Here is a 19,142-nt window from a genome sequence, read left to right as displayed (position 1 = left end):
TGCGATCATTATAGCTGTCCGTCCCTGATCGCTTCGGGCGCGGACCGACCGGTCGCTGGGAGGCTTACCGGTCGGGAACGAAAGGCTTACCGAGACAGGCTGGCGTGTTGACCAGCGTCAGTCTGCGGTTTGCCGAGATGAGCACAAGCACCAAAATAGTTGCAAGATACGGGAGGCTCGAAAGCAGTTGTGACGGGATGTCGATCTCGACGGCCTGGGCGTGCAGGTTCAGGACGCTCACCCCTCCGAAGAGATAGGCGCCGATGACGACACGCAACGGCAGCCAGGACGAGAACACCACCAGCGCCAGCGCGATCCAGCCCCTGCCCGCTGTCATGTTCTCCACCCATTGCGGCGTATAGGCCAGCGACATGTAGGCTCCGGCAAGACCCGCGCAGGCGCCGCCAAAGAGAATGGCGGCGAAGCGAATGCGGATCACCGAATACCCAAGTGCGTGGGCTGACCCGTGATTGTCGCCGACAGAGCGCAGCACCAGGCCGAGCCGTGTGCGGAACAGAAAATAGGCAACCACTGCCACCAGCACGAAACTGAGATAGACGATGGCATCCTGCTGGAAGAATACCGGCCCGAAGAACGGGATCTCCGACAGGACCGGGATATTGAGTTCCGGCAGCTTCAGGCCGGGTACGCCGATAAAGGCTTCACCGATGAGGCCGGAAAAGCCGATCCCGAGGATGGTAAGGGCCAGGCCGGTTGCAACCTGGTTGGTCACCAGGACCAGGACCAGAAACCCGAACAGGGCCGACATCGCCATACCCGCGGCGATTGCGGCGACGACGCCGAGCGTGCCGGAGCCGGTCTGGTTGGCAACGGCAAACCCGACGACGGCCCCCATGATCATCATGCCCTCGACACCGAGGTTAAGGACGCCGGAGCGTTCGACGACAAGCTCGCCGACGGCAGCGATGAGAAGCGGCGTTGCCGCGGTGATGACGGTCAGTAGAACGGCTTCAAACATGGGAGACCTCCCCTGCGGGGGCACGGCGACCGGCAAAGCGGATGCGATAAAGGATGAGCGTGTCGCAGGCGAGCACGAAGAAGAGCAAAAGCCCCTGGATAACGCTGGCAATCTTGTTGGAAACGCCCAAGGCCGACTGGACCGCCTCGCCGCCGATATAGGACAGCGCCAGGACAAATCCGGCAACGATTATGCCAAACGGGTTCAATCTGCCAAGAAACGCCACGATGATCGCGGTGAAGCCATAGCCTGGCGATATCTGCGGAAGGAGCTGGTTGAGCCCGCCGGAGACTTCCATCGTGCCGGCAAGGCCCGCAAGGCCACCAGCAAGCGCGAACGAAAACAGCGTCAGTTTCCGGGAGGAAAAACCCGCGAAGCTGCCGGCACGCGGGCTTTCGCCCATGACCCGGATCTCGAACCCCTTGAGGGTTTTCGCAAGCACCACCGCCAGGATGATGGCGACGGCGATGGTCAGCAGAGCGGCATAGCTGATGGAGGTGCCGGGGATGGAGCCAAGTGTCGCCGCGTCGGAAAAAATCCGCGATTCCGGGAAGTTATACCCGCCTGGGTCGCGCCAGGGACCCCGGACAAGGTAGTCAAGCAACAGGCTGGCTACATAGACCAGCATAAGGCTGGTAAGGATCTCGTTGGTGTTGAACCGCGTTTTCAGCAGAGCCGGGATCAATGCCCAGAGCGCACCACCGATCGCACCGAAGATCAGCATCAGCGGCAGCGTCGCAACCGTTTCGAACTCTGGCAGCAGGATCGGAAGAGCGGACCCGAACAGTGCCCCAAAGACGAACTGGCCTTCAGCGCCGATGTTCCAATTGTTGGAGAGATAGCAGACCGCGAGGCCGCAGGCGATCAGGATGAGCGGTGTCGCCTTGGCGATCGTGGCATTCAGCGACCATTCCTGCGTCAATGGTTCTATGAAGAATTTATAGAGAGCTATCAGCGGGTTGTGGCCGGTTATTGAGAAAATGATAGCGGCTGCAAGGGCGGTCAGGCCGACCGCGATCAGCGGCGACAGGAGCGCCATGACTTGGCTGTGCTCCTTGCGTTTCACCAGTTCGATACGCATCAGGCCACCTCCCCTTGCGTTTCCGCGCCGCCGGCCATCAGAAGGCCGACCCGTTCACGGGTCATGTCCTCGGCGGGTTCGGCCGCCGATAGAAACCCTCGGGAGATCACTGCGATCCGGTCGGCTATTTCAAAGATTTCGTCGAGATCCTGGCTGATGACAAGAACAGCGGAACCGGATCTTGCCAGATCGATCAGGGCTTGCCGGATCAGGGCCGCAGCACCGGCGTCAACGCCCCATGTCGGCTGGTTGACAATGAGCACGCCTGGCTGGCGGTCAAGTTCGCGGCCGACCACGAATTTCTGCAGATTGCCGCCGGAGAGCGAACGCGCTTCTGCATCGTCGTGCGACATGCGCACGTCGTATTTCTGCTTGATGCGCTTTTCCAGCGCACTGGCCCGAGCCTTGGAGACGAAGCCGCCGCCAAGCAATTTGTCGCCTGTGGCATGCCGCGTCAGCACAATGTTCTGGGAGAGCCTCATGCCGGGCACGGAGCCGTGGCCAAGACGTTCTTCCGGCACGAAGGCCGCGTTCTGCCGGCGCCGCCACGTGATGTTGCGGGTGCCGCAGGGTTTACCGTCGAGAACGACCATATCCGCTGCGACCGGCATTTCGCCTGAAATCGCATCGAAGAGTTCACCCTGGCCATTGCCGGCAACTCCGGCAATCGCGACCACTTCGCCTGCCCTCAATTCCAGTGAAATACGGTTCAGCGCGGTTGCAAAAGGCGTCGCGGCTTTGGCCGATAGGTTCTTCAGGGCCAGCCGCGTCTCGCCGATCACCGGCTTCTGCGCGCCGGCGCTGACGGACGCCACATCGGCCCCCACCATCATGCTGGCAAGCGAGGCCGGCGTTTCCTTTGTCGGGTCGCATTCGCGCACCACCTTGCCGTGACGCAGGATCGTCGCGTGATGGCAGATCCGTTTGACCTCTTCCAGTCGGTGGCTGATATAGAGCACAGCGCAGCCTTCCTTGGCCAGGCGGTTCAGCGTCAGGAACAGGAGGTCGGCCTCTTGCGGTGTCAGCACCGAGGTCGGCTCGTCCATGATGATCAGCTGCGGTTCCTGCAGCAGGCAGCGGACGATTTCGATGCGCTGACGGATGCCGACCGGCAGGTCCGCGACGATGTCGTCCGGATTGAGCGGCAGGCCATAGTCGCGAGATACGGTCTCGATCTTGGCTGAAAGCTCCGCCATGCGGCCGGGATTGGGCAGGGCAAGCGCGATGTTCTCGACGACCGTCAAGGCCTCGAACAGCGAGAAATGCTGGAACACCATGCCGATGCCAAGCTCACGGGCCGCGGCCGGATTGCCGATATCAACCTTCCGTCCCCGCCACAGGATTTCACCGCCATCCGGTTCCAGCGACCCATAGAACATCTTCACCAGCGTCGACTTGCCGGCGCCGTTTTCGCCGAGCAGCGCGTGAATTTCACCCTTGTTGATGACGAGGTCGACCCTGTCGTTTGCCAGAATATCGCCGAAACGCTTGGTCAGCCCGCGTGCGTCCAGCAAGGTGTTGTCACCTGTCCTGCGCTGCCGGGCTGAGCCGTCCTCCATTTCATGTATTAACGTATCTGCCACGCCGTCCCCCAAGCGAATGCCGCTTTATTGTCCATGGTTTAGTTTTTGTGCAAGCCCTCCGCCTGCAGCGGCCTGTTGATGATTTTCAGCCTCGTCCCGAATGAGTAGGTCGACGGCTATTCCGGCAGCGATTGCAGCCGGGTGTTTTGATTTGACTGCGCTCACGCCAACGGGACAGACCATGTTCGCGATCAAGGTGTCGTTCAGCCCCCGTGCCTTCAGGCGCTTGAGGAAGCGGGCGCGTTTGGTCCTGGACCCGATCACACCGCAATAGGCAAAGCGCTGCTGAAGCAAGGCCCGTGCCATGATCTCTTCGTCGAGTGCGTGTGAATGGGTCATTGCCAGCACGAATGCGCCGTCCGGGGCATCTTGAAGAATGACGTCCGGATCGACCGTGCAGACCTTGTGCACGTTGGCCGGAACCGGGCCGGGAAACTGGTCCCTCCGGCCATCGATCCAGGTGATATCGAAGGGCAAGGACGCAAGCGCCAACACGAGAGCCTTGCCGACATGGCCCGCACCAAACAGATAGAGCGCGCGGCGTGTGTCGCCGAACTGCTCGATCAGCAGCTGGTTGCCCGTTTTTTGGTCAGATTCCAGGGAAAATCGATGCTCGGTCGGTTCCTCGCGAAACTGACGGCCCTGCACCTTTCCGTTCACCACCAGCGCTTCGGTGGAGAAAGGCAATCCTTCAGCTTCAATCTGCGCAAAGGCCTGAGCCTGCTCCAGATTGTCCGAAGTCAAAACCTCGACCGAGATCTGGGCACGGCCACCACAGCACTGGCCAAGATCTGGTCCGAGCGAAACCGACTGCACGAACATGCCCGGCTCGGCTAAGGACGCTGCCTGCGCGGCGCGCCGGATTGCCTCGAATTCCAGCGTGCCGCCGCCAATGGTGCCGAAGAAACCGGCGTCGCCATTGACCACCATGCGTGCACCAGCCTCACGCGGCGTGGAACCGTCGACACGGGCTACGGTAACGAGCGCACAAGCTCCACTGCGCTTCAGACAGTCGGCAATGTGCGCCCAGACCTTCATCAGGAGATTTTCCTCCGCCGCATGTCCTGGACAGCCTTCATGATGGCCTCAGGCGTTGCCGGCGCGTTCAGGTTCGGCACCATGCCAGGGCTCAGGCTGGCCACGGCATCGTTGATGGCGCAGAAGACAGCATTGGCCAGCATCACCGGTGGCTCGCCGACCGCCTTCGACCTGTAGACGGTCGCCTGCGGATTGCCGCTTCCCTCATAGAGCCTGACGGTGAAGTCGGGCGGCAGGTCGGAGGCGGTCGGGATCTTGTAGGTGGAAGGCGCATGGGTGCGCAGCCGACCCTGCTCGTCCCAGACAAGTTCTTCGGTCGTCAGCCAGCCCATGCCCTGGACGAACCCGCCCTCGATCTGGCCAAGGTCAATTGCCGGGTTCAGGGAATGGCCGACATCGTGCAGGATATCGACACGGTCAATGGTCATTTCGCCGGTCATCGTGTCGATGGTGACTTCGGCGCAGGCACCGCCAAACGCGAAATAGTAGAACGGCCGGCCGCTGACGCTGTCCCGGTCCCAAGTGATGCCCGGCGTCGCGTAGAAACCGGCATGGGACATCTGGATGCGCGCCATGTGCGCCTGTTTGGCGATTTCTGCGAGCGCAAAACTCTGGTCGCCCACAACCACCTTGTTGTCGGCGAAGAGGATGGCTTCCGGTCCGCATTGATGGCGTTCGCAGAGGAACGTGATCAGCCGGTTCTTGATCTCCTTGGCGGCGAGCTTGGCCGCCATGGCATTGAGATCCGTGCCCGAGGACGCAGCCGTCGGCCCTGTATTCGGCACCTTGGAGGTGTTGGTCGCAGTGATGCGGACCTTGTCCAGGGTGATGCCGAATTCCTCCGCGACAACCTGGGCGACCTTCTGATAGAGCCCCTGCCCCATCTCGGTACCGCCATGGTTCAGATGAACCGAGCCGTCCGTATAGAGGTGGACCAGTGCGCCTGCCTGGTTGAGGTGTTTCAGCGTGAAGGAGATGCCGAACTTGACCGGTGTCAGCGCCAGGCCCTTTTTCAGCACCGCGTTGCTTTCGTTGAACGCCTTGACCTCTTCACGGCGTGTCCAGTAGGCGGAACTTTCCTCCAACTGGTCGATGAGGTTGTGCATGACCTCATATTCCTCGACCGGCATGCCATAGGGCGTCAGGTTGCGTTCGCCGTCGTAGAAATTGAGCTTGCGGATCTCCAGCGGATCCTTGCCGAGGCTGATGGCGATCGCATCGATCATGCGCTCCGCCGCCAGCATCCCCTGCGGCCCGCCGAAGCCGCGGAACGCGGTGTTGGAACAGGTATCGGTACGCAGCCTGCGCGATCGGATCAGCGCGTCCGGATAGAAATAACTTGAATCTGCATGAAACAGCGTGCGGTCGTTGACGCCAAGCGACAGATCGACCGAGTAACCGCAGCGTGCCAGGAACTCCATGTCGACGGCGCGAATACGGCCCTCGCCATCATGGCCAACCTGCCAGTTGACCTTAAAATCATGCCGTTTGCCGGTCATGATCATGTCGTCGTCCCGGTCGAGACGCAACTTGCAGGCCCGACCGGTGACCGATGCCGCAATGGCGGCAAGTGCCGCCCACTGGTTGGCCTGGGATTCCTTGCCGCCGAAACCGCCGCCCATGCGGCGCACTTCCGCCGTCACGGCCGCATCCGGAACGCCAAGCACCTTGGCGATGGTGTGCTGGATTTCCGTCGGGTGCTGGGTGGAGGAGTGCACCAGCATCCCGCCGTCTTCCTGGGGAACGGCCATGGCGACCTGGCCCTCCAGGTAGAAATGCTCCTGCCCGCCGATCTGCATCGTTCCGGAAAGGACCTCTTCGGCCGCATTCATTCCGGTTTCCGGTGAACCTCTGCGGAACTGGTAGTCCGGCAGCACCGTTGTATCCGCATCGACCGCGTCCTGCGCGGTCAGGATCGGCGTTATCGCAGCAACATCAATCTTCGCCTTTTGCGCGGCTTTTCTCGCCTGATCGCGGGTCTCGGCAACTACGGCAAACACCACTTGGCCATAGAACAGGATCTCGTCTTCAGCGAGCACAGGATCGTCGCCAAAGGAAGACGAGCAATCGTTTTTGCCCGGCACGTCTCCGGCCGTCAGCACCGCGACGACACCCGGTGCAGACTTCACCGCCTCCAGGTCCACCGACAATATGCGCCCGCGCACGGCTTGCCTCGCCCACCCTGGAACCACATGCAGGGTGCCTGTCGGCTCGACCATGTCGTCGATATAGGTCGCAGTGCCGCGGACGTGTTTTTCCGCGCTGTCATGGGGCAGCGCCTTGCGAACGGTCTTCAACGGAACGGTCATTTCATTGGCATCAAGCGGCACGGTCATGATCGGCCTCCCGCTTTGCAAGGACGCGCACCTCTTCCGGCGCCGTCCCGCTGATTTCCATGAGCGCCTTGGCGAGCAGCGCCCGGGCGGTTTCCATCCGGTAGTCCGCGCTCGCCCGCATGTCGGTCAGCGGCGTGAAGTCATCAAGGATGGCATGCATGGCCTCGCCCCAGGTCGCAGGATCTTCCAGCGAAGCTCCTTTCAGCGCTTCCTCGGCTCCCGCAGCCCGCTTTGGCGTGCCGGCCATGCCGCCATAGGCGATGCGTGCGTCTGTAATGATGCCCTCCGCGTCGAGGGTCAGCCGGAAGGCTCCCATGACGGAAGAGATGTCCTGATCGAAGCGCTTGGAAATCTTGTAGCAGCGGAAGGCCTGGTTGGCCGAGAGGCGCGGTACGAAAAGACCGGTGACGAATTCGCCGGTCTGCCGATCCTGCTTGCCGTAGTCGATGAAGAAGTCTTCAAGCGGCAGCGCCCTGGAGCCGGAGGCGGAATGCAGTTCCAGCGTCGTGCCGAGAGCGATCAGTGCGGGCGGTGTGTCGCCGATGGGCGAGCCGTTGGCGATGTTGCCGCCAACAGTGCCGGAGGCCCGCACCTGCTTGGAACCGATGCGGCGCCAGAGCTCGCCAAGATCGGAGGCGAGGTCAGTCATTGCCTCTTCGGTGGCCCGATAGGTTGCGGTCGCCCCGATCAGGACGCCGGAAGGACTTGCCTCCACCCGGTCGAGGCCTTCGATCCGGCCGAGCCAGATCATTTTCGGGAGCTCTCGTAGGTGTTTTGTAATCCAGAGACCGACATCGGTTGCCCCGGCAACCAGCGTCGCGTCCGGATGCTGGCCATAAAGCGCGGCGAGCCCGTCGAGCGTCGCGGGCGAGGAAAAGAAACAGTCGCTGTCGCCTATGAAGACGTCGCTGCCGTCGGCCAAAGTCCTCAAGGTTTCCCGGGTTTCATGGGCACGCCAGGAAAAGGCGTCGTCTGCCGCGTCGAAACAGGCGTCCAGCGCGGCATCGATGATCGGCCTGTAACCGGTGCAGCGGCACAGATTTCCGGCGAGCCACTCGGTCACTGTCTTGCGGGACTTCTCGGCGCCCGCATCGTGATACAGCGTGAACAGCGTCATGATGAAGCCCGGCGTACAGAAACCGCATTGCGAGCCGTGCAGCTCCACCATCGCGGCCTGAACAGGGTGCAGGCGGCTGTCGGTCGACAGGTCCTCGACCGTCACCAGCTCGGCACCGTCGATCATGCCAAGCAGCTGAATGCAGCTGTTGACGGGCTGGTAGACGACCTTGCCGCCGGTGACACGGCCTATTGCCACCGTGCAGGCTCCACAATCGCCCTCGCCGCAGCCTTCCTTGGTTCCGGTTTCCCGGCGGCGCAGGCGCAGATAATCAAGGACGGTTTCGGTCGGTCCGACATTTTCAAGTTCGACGATCTCGCCGCCCTTGAGGAAACGGATGGTGTCACGCATCGCTCAGCACTCCCCGAACAGAAACTGGATCGCCAGGCCTTCAATAGGCCTGTGCCGGGCGGTTTCGGGACCGTGCGTTGTCAAACGCCCCATCAGTTTTCTCCCTCGCGCGGCGGTCTGCCGCAAAACTGTCACAAAAAATGTGCCTTAAAAAAACGTTGAACCAAAGCGCTCATTTGCGACCGTTATGATAACTATTTGGCATCAAGCGCTGGCAATTGGTCCTTCAAGGCGAACACGGCATGGTCGAAAAACATGCCCGGCGCCAGCGCCAGGGCACGCAATGATGAGGTTACCACACAGAGCCTGTCGGCCTGAAGCGGCGCATCGCTGAGCGGCTTGAAGATCAGGAGACCATTGGCGAGATCGTCTTCGCAGCCGATCCGGGTCTGGAAGCCGATCACCTGTTCCTCCCGGGCAAGCGCCCGCATCAGCCGCAGGGAATTGGCTTCCACATAGGTGCGCGAGATGCCGGGAATACGGCTGCGGACAACGTCAAGCCGGGTCCGCAGCGAAAGCCCCTCTGCAGGCAACGCCACCGGAAATCTCAGGCACTCATGCAGGCTGAGTGCCTTGGCACCGGCAAGCGGATGATCGGGCCGCATCAGCGCGCCGATCACGAGATCATGGTGAAAGGCAACGGTGAGCGAGGACGTTTCCGGGGGGTCGAAGGTGAAGCCGACATCGGCTTCCGCGGCCTCGACCTTGCGGGCGGCCTCCCGGGAAGACGAGATCGACACATTCACATGGATGCCCGGATAACTTTTGCGGAAGCTGCTGATCACCGCCGGCAGCAGCTTTTCGGCAACGCTTTCGACACTGGCGATCGAAACCGTGCCGCGGCGCAGGCCCTTGAGCGCGTCGAGTTCGGCGACGGTTCCTTCGAAATCCGAATAGGTGCGGCGAATATGTGCCAGCAGCAATTCACCTGCCTGGGAAAGCCGCAACCGCCGCCCGACCCTGTCGAAGAGCTGCATGCCAAGCGCCTCCTCCAGCCAGAGCACCTGACGGTTCACGGCAGAAGAGGCGACATTCAGTTCCCGCGAAGCCGCGCGGATAGATCCGGCCTCGGCCACGGCCAGAAAATAGCGCATGGCGGGGCTATAAAGGTTGCGGGACAGATCTTGGGCGCGGCCGGAACGCATGGAGACGACCGTCAGGGGATCAGGACAGTCGTGCCGGTGGTCTTGCGCCCTTCCAGATCCGTATGGGCCTGGATGGCGTCGGCAAGCCTGTATTCCTGGTTGACGCCGATCTTCACGATGCCCTTCTGCACCACGTCGAACAGTTCGCCTGCAGTCGCCTCAAGAGCCTCACGGGTGGCGATGTAGGTGAAGAGCGTTGGCCTTGTGGCGTAAAGCGAGCCCTTCTGCGACAGGAGGGCAAGGTTGAAATCGGTGATCGGCCCGGAGGACTGACCGAAACTGACCCAGAGCCCGCGCGGCTTCAGGCAATCGAGCGACCCCGGATAGGTGTCCTTGCCGACGCTGTCATAGACAACGTCGCAGCCCTTGCCGCCGGTGATGTCCTTGACCCGCTCGACGAAATTCTCCGTCCGGTAGTTGATGACATGCTGATAGCCATGCGCCTTGGCGAGCGCGACTTTCTCTTCCGACCCGGCTGTGCCGATGACAGTCGCGCCAAGATGGGCGGCCCACTGGCCGGCGATAAGGCCGACACCGCCTGCTGCGGCGTGGAAGAGCAGCGTCGTCTCGGGGCCGACCTTATAGGTCTGGCGCAGAAGATACTGCGCGGTCATGCCCTTGAGCATCATGCCGGCGGCAGTCTTGTCGTCGATGCCGTCCGGGATGACGACCAGCCGGTCGGCCGGAACCAGACGTTCCTGCGCATAGGCGCCGAGCGGGCCGACATAGGCAACTCTGTCGCCGGGCTTCAGGTGGTTCACCCCCTCGCCCACATTTTGGACGATACCGGCGCCTTCGTTCCCCGGGCTGAACGGTGTGCCGTTCGGTGCCGGATAAAGGCCGGAGCGAAAATAGGTATCGATGAAATTCAAACCGACGGCTGTGTGGCGGATACGTGCCTCACCCGGGCCGGGCTCACCGACCTCGATCTGTTCCCAGCGCATGACATCCGGACCACCGGTCGCGTGAACTCGGATTGCTTGAACCATTTTGCTTCCCCGGCATTGTTGGTGATGCCCCCGCACGCTGAACAAGCGACGGGGTTTGTTGAAGACCTTAGTGATTTCAATGCAGTTCGAAAAGGTCCTTGGCAACCCGGGTATGCCTTGACGAATCCGGCGATTGAAGCAACAGCGTGCCATCGTCAGTCGCCGGACAGAAAAACGCCCTCGATTTGCATCGAGGGCGTGGTGAGCTGTCCGTAAGCGCGCGACCCCTGGCTACGTTCAGTCGACGCGGTCGAGCAATTGCTGAACTGCGGAGACGAGAAGCAGATAGAAGCTTGAGGCGGTGAAGACCCAGGCCAGCGGACCGGTCAGCGACATGCCGTCGAGAATGGCATAGGCGGCGAGCCCCATCCAGAGAAGCGTCACGGGAAGCGTGATCATGCGCCAGCGGCGTACCCGCACCGGGTGCACGAAGCGAACGGGCGCGAAGGTCATGGCACAGCACAGGAGCACGAAGAGGATGGTGAAACTCTGCGAGGGCGACAGAACCATGAGGCCGAAAACCACCATGTTCCAGCCAGCCGGAAAGCCTTTGAACGATCCGTCGGGCGTCTTCATGCCGTTGTCGGCGAAATAAAGCGCGCCGGTAAAGACCACGAGGCCGCCGCAGATCCAGTTCCACGGGCTTTCCAGCATCAGGCTCCAGGAAAGCGCGAAGGCGGGCAGGAAGACATAGGTCGCATAGTCGATGACGAAGTCGAGGGATGCACCAGACCAGCGCGGCAGCCGTTCTGCGATGTTGAAGCGGCGTGCCAGAGGTCCGTCGATGCCGTCGATGAAAAAGGCCAGCCCCAGCCAGGCGAACATTTCGGCCCAGTTCTCCCGTGCACCGGCAAGCAGCGCGATCAGGGCGATCGGCGCACCGGAAGCGGTCAGGATATGGATCAGGAACAGGGCCGGCTCTGCTTTGTCTTTGCCTGGCGTAATGTCCGTCACGGGCGTTTCCTCAATTGTTGGATCAGGGGCGCGACAAGTCGCAGCGTTCGCGCCCTCGATTGCGTGAGGTTACGGCGGTCCCACGGACATCCCTGGATCACACAGACGCTGACACGGTCCTTTATTGCAATCGTATGACAGTGTGAACCTAAAAAACAGTCCCATGGGCATTAGGCGGGCAAATTAGACGGGTGCGTTTCTCGAAAGGATAAGAACCACCAGCGATCCCGCCCAGATCAGCAACACAATACCGATAGCGGGACGTAGCAGCCGGTTTGGAAAGGTTTTTTCCAACGCCATGACGCCGCCGAGCAACGCGATCCAGAGAACATTCATCAGGCCGACTGCGAACATGACAGTCATGACCGCCCAGCAGCAGCCGAGACAGACCCATCCCTGAACGAGCCCCTCGCGAAACCCGGACAAAGGCGACGGCACTTGCCGGGTCAGGGAAAACACCCAGCGCGGATACCAGCAACGTTGCAGACAAGCGCGCTTTGAAGGGGTGAACTGGTACAGTCCCGCGGCCAGAAGAACCGTTGTCGTGAGCGCGAGGCTGACGGGTGCAAGCATGTCATTGAGGGCCCCCGCACGAGAAAGGCCCCACTGTGCCGCAGTGGCCGCCAACGCATAGGCAATCCAGACCGCGAGATAACCGGTCGCGGTCATCAGGACGGGAAAGACCCTGCCCTGCCTTGCATTCGTACTGTTTCCGGTAAGAGATCCGATCTGAATGTAGTAAGCGCGCAGCATCGGCACGGCTGTCGGCAACATCATGGCCATCGCCATCATCACCCACATCACAAAGATCTTGGTCAGATCGGCAAGGGTCATCTCCGTGCCAGGCATGCCGAAGGTTGCTCCTGCCGGAAGGCACAGCACAGCGAGCGCAGCGCGGACGTCGTCCGGCAGACCGGCGAACTGATTGAAATTGTTGAGGAGGCCCATGCCGGGACCTGCCTCGCCCATGTCCATGGCCGGAAGCATGTCGGCAATCATGGCGATGAGATAGGACCACCCCGAGAGACTCAGAAGCGCAACAACAAGCACCACGAGGGGCCAGCCGCGTGAGGTGCTTCCAGTACGCAGGTTTTTACTCGTCTCAGTTCCGGTCAGCATCGTCATCGTGCATATCAATCGTGCTTCGGGCAGCCTATCACAGGCCTCATTAGCCGAAACAGCACCGGAAGAAATTGATTTTGCTCATAACGCCGCCTCGGATCATTTCTTGAACGGGTCACGGGCCTGCGTTTATTCGCCCCGTTGATTTTCCGGCTGCAAACGGCGATCTAAAACACAGGTTTCAAATCACGGATCAGCGCGATGCCCAGGAAAGCCAAGTCAGACCAGTACGATATCGCCATTGCAGGCGGTGGGCCATCCGGACGGATTGCTGCATTGGCGCTGGCTCAGCAGGGGTTTTCCTGCGTCGTCATCGCGCCCGCGGCCGCCCAAACCGACGGGAGGACGACGGCACTCTGGCAAAAATCGATCGATCTGCTACGCGACATCGGTGTCTGGCCAGACATTGAAGGCAATGCGGCTTCCTTGAAAAAGATGCGTATGATCGACGGCACGGGCCGCCTGTTCCGGGCCCCTGAAGTGGCCTTCGACAGTGCCGAACTCGGTATGGAAGAGTTTGGTTTCAATATCTTGAACAGTGATCTTAATTCAGTTCTTGAAAGGCATTGTGCCGAGCAGACCGGTTTGACACTCCTCACCGACAGTGTCGTTTCAGTCGGCATCGCCGGGGACAAAGCTGTGCTGACAACGTCTTCAGGCACGGTAATATCAGCCAGGCTGGCGGTTGCCGCGGATGGAAGGAATTCCGTGCTGCGCGAGGCGGCCGGTATCGACGTCAAGCGCTGGTCCTATCCGCAGGAGGCCGTCGTGCTCAACCTTGAGCACAGGCTGCCGCATCAGAACATCTCGACGGAATTTCACACGCCAACCGGCCCCTTCACGCTTGTCCCGCTGCCGGGGAGGCAATCCTCGCTCGTCTGCGTAGAAACCTCGGAAGGTGCAGCGGAACTGATGGCTCTTTCTCCCGAGCAGCTTGCGCTCGACCTGGAACGGCGTGCCCATTCCATTCTCGGCGCTTTCACCCTTGCCTCGAAACCGCAGAGCTTCCCCCTCTCCGGCCTGAGCGCCAGGTCACTGGTCGGTCCGCGTCTGGCACTCATCGGGGAGACGGCGCATGTCTTCCCGCCTATCGGCGCCCAGGGATTGAACCTTTCGCTCCGGGATATTGCCGACCTGACCGCTGTCCTGTCGATGGCAGCGCGATCTGCTGCCGATATCGGCGCTTCCGCGGTCCTTGCGTCCTATGAAAGAAAACGGCTCGGCGATATCCAGTCGAGAACGAATGCGGTGGATCTCCTGAACCGCTCCTTGCTGACGGGGTTCCTGCCGGTCCAGGTGGCGCGCAGTGCCGGGATGTATCTGGCCGGAAAGGTCGGACCCTTGCGGCGGATACTGATGCGTGAGGGCCTTGCGCCCGGCTCAGGTTTCCAGCTGCACAAATAAGCATTGCTCGGCGTCGATCACGCCGGTTTTCGGGGCCGCTTATCCTTTGCCTTGTGATAGGTCAGCGCCATGGTGACCATCTGCCGGATTTGCCCTTCAGGCAGCGGATCCGACAGTTTGAAATGAACGCTTCGATCGCCGCCATATGTCAGCTCCGGAAAGAGGGCCCGCCAATCCGAGACGAGCGACGATTGGCAGTTCACGTAAAGCGCGACGTCGCCGGCTGCTGAACTGTCGCGGTCTATCCGGATCGTTGTGCCTGTTTTGGGCCGCACCGTCAGATAGCTCGGCTGCCCCCATTTTAATGTTTCCTCGATCTCTCCGGCCGCATCCAGTTGTTGTGCCGTTTCAAGGATCAGGGTCCGAAGCTCGAGGAGCGCCGCACTGATATCAGCGGGGTAACTCTCGATCAGGGCAAGAACATCCGGATTGTCTGCCATTTGCGCTCCAATTCCTTAGCCGAGACCCGTCGGCAGAAAGCCGCTGGTCAGCGCCCAGATGAAGGCGGTTACCGTCACGATGGAGAGCGCGGTACCGATCAGGACGAAACTCGAGGCCCGCTGGACATAGGTGCCATATTGCTGGGCAATCACGAAGACATTGGTCGCGGGCGGCAGGCAGGACATCAGGACAGCGGTCGCGATCCAGCTCGGTTCGAAACCGCCAAGCCAGGTCAGCAACAGGAAGACAAGCAGCGGGTGCAGCACCAGCTTGACGGCGAGAATGACCGGCAGTTCGAGTGGTATTCGGCCGACCGGCCGCAAGGCAATGCTTACCCCCATGGCAAATAGTGCACAGGGCGCGGCCGCGCTGCTTAGATAGCGCAGCAACGTGTCTATGGCCTCTGGCGGACGGATTTCCAGGCCTGCTGCCGCTACGCCAGCAATGGTCGCCAGAATAAAGGGATGGGTGAAGATCCGGATGCCGATCTTTTTCAAGGTGCCGAGGATGCTCTCGTTCTCCGTGCCGGCAAGAGCCATCAGGAGCGGTGCGAGGATGAACATCAGCGCATTGTCGAAAGCCAGGATCAGTGCCGTCGGAACGGTCGCCTTGACTCCAAGGACCGCCAGGGTCAGGCCCGGGCCCATATACCCGATATTCGAATAGGCACCGGCTATGCCGAGGATGGTCGATTCGCCTATATTGCCGCGGGTCGCGGCCACTCCGATGCAAAAGGAAATGGCGAACACAATATAGGTGGTGAAGGTCGTCGCAGCGATATAGGAGACATTCGCAAGCTCTTCGAAAGGCGTTTCCGACAACAACCGAAAAAACAATGCCGGCAGCGCCAGATAGACCACGAAGAAATTCATCCAGCTCAAGCCTGCTTCCGGCAAGTCTTTCAGCTTGCCCGCGGCAAAGCCCAGGAGGATCAGCCCGAAAAACGGAAGGGCCAGGGTGATGACGTTCTGCATGCAGTTTCCAGGAGTAAATTCAGACCCAGTCGGACGAAGCGGCGGTTCCCTCGGCGCTTGCATCTTGCGCCGGGCTTGGCTAAGGACGCGTGACCCGCTGGCCACCCGGTGACCCGCATACCAATCAGGTCTGACGCCGCATCGCAAGTGCCCCGAAGCGCAGTGCAGACCGGCATACCAATTTTCTGCAGACTTAAGCGAAGTCACGGAAGCAATCGCACCCAATGTCCCGCAAGTTAAGACAGCGAAAAAACCCGAGGCTGATGGCCTTTCAAAACAGGATCGAAAGCGTTGCGCTCAACGTCGCGATCTGGTTGTTCCGGTTGATTCCGGTGGACGTCGCGTCTTTCCTGATGGGCAAAAGCTGGCGATTGTTTGCTCCATTCAATGCCCGGCACAAGAGAGCTCGCCGCCACTTGAAAAAAGCCTTCCCGGGAATGTCCTCGGCCGAACGCGATCAAATCATTCGCGGTATGTGGGAAAATCTCGGCCGGGTTGCTGCCGAAACCTTCCATATCGACAGGCTCCTCAAACAGGACAACCGCTACGAGGCGGTCGCCGATGAGGTGACGGAACAGGTGCTGAACGGCGAACGCGCCTGTCTCTTCGTTTCCTTCCACAGTGCCAATTGGGAATTGTGTGTGCAGCCTGCCGTTCGCAGGGGGATCGACATTACCGGTGTTTACCAGGCTCTGCGGAATCCGGAAGCCGACAAGGCGCTGCGATCGCTCCGGCAGGATCTCTACCGGGGCGGTCTGCTGTCGAAAGGTCATCAGACGGCGCGAAAGATACTGAGTACGCTCAAGAGCGGCGGCATTGTCGCAATGATGGGGGATCTGCGTGAGGCGAGAGGCATTCAGGTACCGTTTTTCGGTCAGATGGCCTACGCCACGCCTGTGCCGGCCTCCCTCGCCCGCTCCTGCAATGTGCCGATCGTATTGGGGCGGGTCATCCGCAAGAAGGGCGTCAGTTTCTGCGTGGAAGCCAGGGCGATCTCCGTTCCGGTCACCGAGGACCGGCAGGCGGATATTGAAGCCGCAACGGCTCAGATGCATGCAATTTTCGAAGGCTGGATCCGCGAACACCCCGAACAATGGATGTGGATCCACAAGAAGTGGGCACCTCCGGGGAAAAACGCGGCCGGAAAACACGCCCGTCGTTCAATCTCCCAGAAAGAAAGAAGCAATTGACACTTCTCCTTTCTGGGTATGGTTGCAGCGCAGCATTGGCGTTATAGCTAGTCCTTCAGTCAGGTGGAGGACAGCCGATACATGAAAACCCCAGGTGCATTCTTCAAGCCGCTCGCCATCGGAGCTCCGGAACCCTATCGCGAACGGCCGGTCTCGCTGGAGCGCATGATCCACTTCGTGCCGCCGCATATCGAGAAGATGCGGGCGAAAGTGCCGGAGCTGATCCGCAACGTGGACGTGGTACTGGGAAATCTCGAAGACGCCATTCCCGCCGACGCCAAGACGGATGCCCGCAAGGGCTTTATTCAAATGGCGCAGGACAACGATTTCGGCTCGACGGGTTTGTGGACCCGTGTCAATTGCCTGAACAGTCCGTGGTTCCTCGACGATCTGCTGGAAATCGTTCCGGCGGTCGGCGACAAGCTGGACGTTGTTATGCTGCCCAAGGTCGAGGGGGCCTGGGACATCCATTATCTCGACCAGTTGCTTGCTCAGCTTGAAGCCAAGTCCGGTCTGACAAAGCCGATCATGATCCATGCCATTCTGGAAACGGCGGAAGGCGTGAAAAATGTCGAGGACATTGCGGCCGCCAGTCCGCGCATGCACGGCATGAGCCTCGGCCCGGCCGATCTTGCCGCGTCCCGCGGCATGAAGACAACCCGTGTCGGTGGCGGCCATCCGGACTATGCGGTGCTTTCCGACGCCGATGCCGGCGGCGGGCGCGTAGCTTACCAGCAGGATCTCTGGCACTACACGGTCGGCAAGATGGTGGATGCTTGCCTTTCCTATGGACTGAAACCCTTTTACGGCCCCTTCGGCGACTTCTCCGATGCCGCGGCCTGCGAAAGCCAGTTCCGCAACGCCTTTCTGATGGGATGCCTCGGCGCCTGGTCGCTGCATCCGACCCAGATCGATATCGCCAAGAAGGTGTTTTCACCCGATCCCGGCGAAGTCGCCTTTGCCAAAAAGATCCTGGATGCGATGCCCGACGGGACCGGAGCCGTCATGATCGACGGCAAGATGCAGGACGACGCTACCTGGAAACAGGCCAAGGTGATTGTCGACCTTGCCCGCCTGGTTGCGTCCAAGGACAAGGCGCTCGCGGAGGTCTACGGTCTTTAGACTTTGGCAAGGCTCGCCATCTAAGATTTAATGTTACAATGCTTGCATGCAGACAGTCGGCACGTTATCCCGGCAATGCATGCAGTATCGGACGAGTAATCATGCGAACGGCGAAATTCAGAATTGGTCAGGTCGTCCGGCACCGGATCTACCCCTTCCGGGGCGTGATTTTCGATGTCGACCCGACATTCAGCAACACGGAAGAATGGTGGAACGCCATCCCGGAAGACGTGCGTCCGCTGCGTGATCAGCCGTTTTATCACCTCCTCGCTGAAAACGAAGAGACCGAGTACGTTGCCTATGTCAGCGAACAGAACCTGGAAGCCGACATGACCGGTGAACCGGTTCGCCATCCTCAGGTGGAAGAGATTTTCGAGGAACAGATGGACGGCTCTTATCTGCCGCGCAGCGTCGAAATCCACTGACGCCGGTCTGTTCCAGGAGACTTAAAGAAAAAGGCCGGACCTCGATGAGGTCCGGCCTTGTGTTTTTAGCACCTGCTGCAGAGTTTACTGGCCCTGCTTCTGGGCTTCGATCAGCTTCTGGCGGGCTTCGTCGGCGCGCTTCTGCAGTTCGCTCTGCAGTTCTTCCTGGCGCTTTTGCAGTTCGGCAAGGTTCATCGGTTCGCCGTCATAAACCTTGGTGAAGCCAACAAGGGTCATCTTGAAGACGATTTCCTTGGCCTGCTGGTTATACGGCGCGACGATCATCTCGCCACCCTGCTTCATCGCGGTGACGAAGCTGTCGTCGATTGCAAGTTCGGCGTAACAGGCGTTCGGGGCACAAATGCTGTATTTGCCCTGAACCGGCTTGCCGTCGTCGATCTGAATGCGCACACCCGGCTGGATCAGAACGCCGGTCGGAACGGCAACCAGCAGTTTCTTGCGGGCTTCGCCTTCGGTTTCCTGAATGGCAATATTGCTCAGGAACTGGCCGGTATTGGTGCGCAATTCAATCGAAATGAAGCAGATCTGCTTCTGCGTATTCGGATTGGTGTTACACGCCTTCGTCCATGGGCTTTTTTCTTCCTGGGCAATTGCGGGTGCACCTGCAAAAGAAGATAGGGCTACGAATGCACCCATCGCGCATCCGAACAATCCTCTTTTCAAAACACTCGTCATCGAAACGTCCTCAATCGTGCGTGTACGAACTTTCGCGTTGTTCTGAGGCATTCCGGAACCAACCGCAAGGCCCGTTAGAACATTCGAACGGTGAAATGATGGTAAGACACTTAAATTGGGCAAGAGGGTGGCCGATTTGCAACGCAGACCATCGGCTTGATTCAAATCTGAATATCTTGGTGTTTCTGGCTTGCG

Annotated in this window: 17 protein-coding genes; 4 read left to right on the top strand and 13 right to left on the bottom strand. The window is 60.3% G+C overall.

The window, feature by feature from the left end; translation table 11 throughout:
* Positions 1-64: 64 nt before the first annotated feature.
* From ACX3M4_RS04115 to ACX3M4_RS04070, 10 genes are all read right to left on the bottom strand, one after another.
* The gene (locus tag ACX3M4_RS04115; protein WP_459357326.1) at positions 65-979 is read right to left on the bottom strand and encodes an ABC transporter permease; all 915 of its coding nucleotides are present in this window, start codon (positions 977-979) and stop codon (positions 65-67) included.
* Positions 972-2,060, bottom strand: a complete 1,089-nt coding sequence (locus ACX3M4_RS04110; RefSeq protein WP_459357325.1) for an ABC transporter permease — start codon at positions 2,058-2,060, stop codon at positions 972-974. Before ACX3M4_RS04110 ends, ACX3M4_RS04115 begins: the two co-directional genes overlap by 8 nt.
* On the bottom strand, positions 2,060-3,619 hold the full coding sequence (locus ACX3M4_RS04105) for an ABC transporter ATP-binding protein (protein ID WP_459359362.1): 1,560 nt from the start codon (positions 3,617-3,619) through the stop codon (positions 2,060-2,062). Before ACX3M4_RS04105 ends, ACX3M4_RS04110 begins: the two co-directional genes overlap by 1 nt.
* 48 nt (positions 3,620-3,667) lie before the next feature.
* A complete protein-coding gene (xdhC, locus tag ACX3M4_RS04100) occupies positions 3,668-4,681 on the bottom strand; it encodes a xanthine dehydrogenase accessory protein XdhC (protein ID WP_459357324.1) in 1,014 nt (337 codons plus the stop codon).
* Entirely contained in the window at positions 4,681-7,017 is a 2,337-nt protein-coding gene (xdhB, locus tag ACX3M4_RS04095; protein WP_459357323.1) for a xanthine dehydrogenase molybdopterin binding subunit, read from the bottom strand. The genes xdhC and xdhB overlap by 1 nt, the downstream gene beginning before the upstream one ends.
* Positions 7,001-8,485, bottom strand: coding sequence for a xanthine dehydrogenase small subunit (xdhA, locus tag ACX3M4_RS04090; RefSeq protein WP_459357322.1), 1,485 nt, complete (start codon positions 8,483-8,485; stop codon positions 7,001-7,003). The genes xdhB and xdhA overlap by 17 nt, the downstream gene beginning before the upstream one ends.
* A 194-nt stretch (positions 8,486-8,679) precedes the next feature.
* Positions 8,680-9,630 (bottom strand): LysR family transcriptional regulator, encoded by a 951-nt coding sequence (locus tag ACX3M4_RS04085; protein WP_459357321.1) that lies wholly within the window; start codon positions 9,628-9,630, stop codon positions 8,680-8,682.
* Positions 9,631-9,641: 11 nt separating this feature from the next.
* Positions 9,642-10,619 carry a quinone oxidoreductase family protein gene (locus ACX3M4_RS04080; RefSeq protein WP_459357320.1) on the bottom strand — a complete coding sequence of 326 codons (978 nt, stop codon included), beginning with the start codon at positions 10,617-10,619 and terminating at the stop codon, positions 9,642-9,644.
* Positions 10,620-10,856: 237 nt separating this feature from the next.
* The gene (locus ACX3M4_RS04075; RefSeq protein ID WP_459357319.1) at positions 10,857-11,573 is read right to left on the bottom strand and encodes a CDP-alcohol phosphatidyltransferase family protein; all 717 of its coding nucleotides are present in this window, start codon (positions 11,571-11,573) and stop codon (positions 10,857-10,859) included.
* 183 nt (positions 11,574-11,756) lie between these two features.
* Positions 11,757-12,698, bottom strand: coding sequence for a DUF2182 domain-containing protein (locus ACX3M4_RS04070; RefSeq protein WP_459357318.1), 942 nt, complete (start codon positions 12,696-12,698; stop codon positions 11,757-11,759).
* 198 nt (positions 12,699-12,896) lie between these two features.
* On the opposite strand from ACX3M4_RS04070, the gene ACX3M4_RS04065 reads away from it, so the two are divergent.
* On the top strand, positions 12,897-14,099 hold the full coding sequence (locus ACX3M4_RS04065; protein WP_459357317.1) for a UbiH/UbiF family hydroxylase: 1,203 nt from the start codon (positions 12,897-12,899) through the stop codon (positions 14,097-14,099).
* A gap of 17 nt (positions 14,100-14,116) precedes the next feature.
* Here the strand turns inward: ACX3M4_RS04065 and ACX3M4_RS04060 are convergent, their stop codons facing one another.
* Both ACX3M4_RS04060 and ACX3M4_RS04055 read right to left on the bottom strand, forming a co-directional pair.
* Positions 14,117-14,539, bottom strand: coding sequence for a DUF1801 domain-containing protein (locus tag ACX3M4_RS04060; RefSeq protein ID WP_459357316.1), 423 nt, complete (start codon positions 14,537-14,539; stop codon positions 14,117-14,119).
* Between the two features lie 15 nt (positions 14,540-14,554).
* Positions 14,555-15,514: an AEC family transporter gene (locus ACX3M4_RS04055; protein WP_459357315.1), complete on the bottom strand. Its 960-nt coding sequence runs from the start codon at positions 15,512-15,514 to the stop codon at positions 14,555-14,557.
* A 263-nt stretch (positions 15,515-15,777) separates the two neighbouring features.
* On the opposite strand from ACX3M4_RS04055, the gene ACX3M4_RS04050 reads away from it, so the two are divergent.
* The 3 genes from ACX3M4_RS04050 to hspQ all read left to right on the top strand — a co-directional run bounded on the left by ACX3M4_RS04050 (position 15,778) and on the right by hspQ (position 18,251).
* Positions 15,778-16,704, top strand: coding sequence for a lysophospholipid acyltransferase family protein (locus tag ACX3M4_RS04050; RefSeq protein ID WP_459357314.1), 927 nt, complete (start codon positions 15,778-15,780; stop codon positions 16,702-16,704).
* Between the two features lie 81 nt (positions 16,705-16,785).
* Positions 16,786-17,826, top strand: a complete 1,041-nt coding sequence (locus ACX3M4_RS04045; protein WP_459357313.1) for an HpcH/HpaI aldolase/citrate lyase family protein — start codon at positions 16,786-16,788, stop codon at positions 17,824-17,826.
* A gap of 101 nt (positions 17,827-17,927) precedes the next feature.
* A complete protein-coding gene (gene hspQ, locus ACX3M4_RS04040) occupies positions 17,928-18,251 on the top strand; it encodes a heat shock protein HspQ (RefSeq protein WP_459357312.1) in 324 nt (107 codons plus the stop codon).
* 84 nt (positions 18,252-18,335) lie between these two features.
* On the opposite strand, the gene ACX3M4_RS04035 is transcribed toward hspQ, so the two are convergent.
* Positions 18,336-18,908, bottom strand: coding sequence for an invasion associated locus B family protein (locus tag ACX3M4_RS04035; protein WP_459357311.1), 573 nt, complete (start codon positions 18,906-18,908; stop codon positions 18,336-18,338).
* Positions 18,909-19,142: the final 234 nt, after the last annotated feature.

This window comes from Roseibium sp. M-1 (assembly GCF_054515675.1).
Note: the sequence above shows the minus strand (reverse complement) of the source record. Positions and strands in the feature narration are given on the sequence as shown.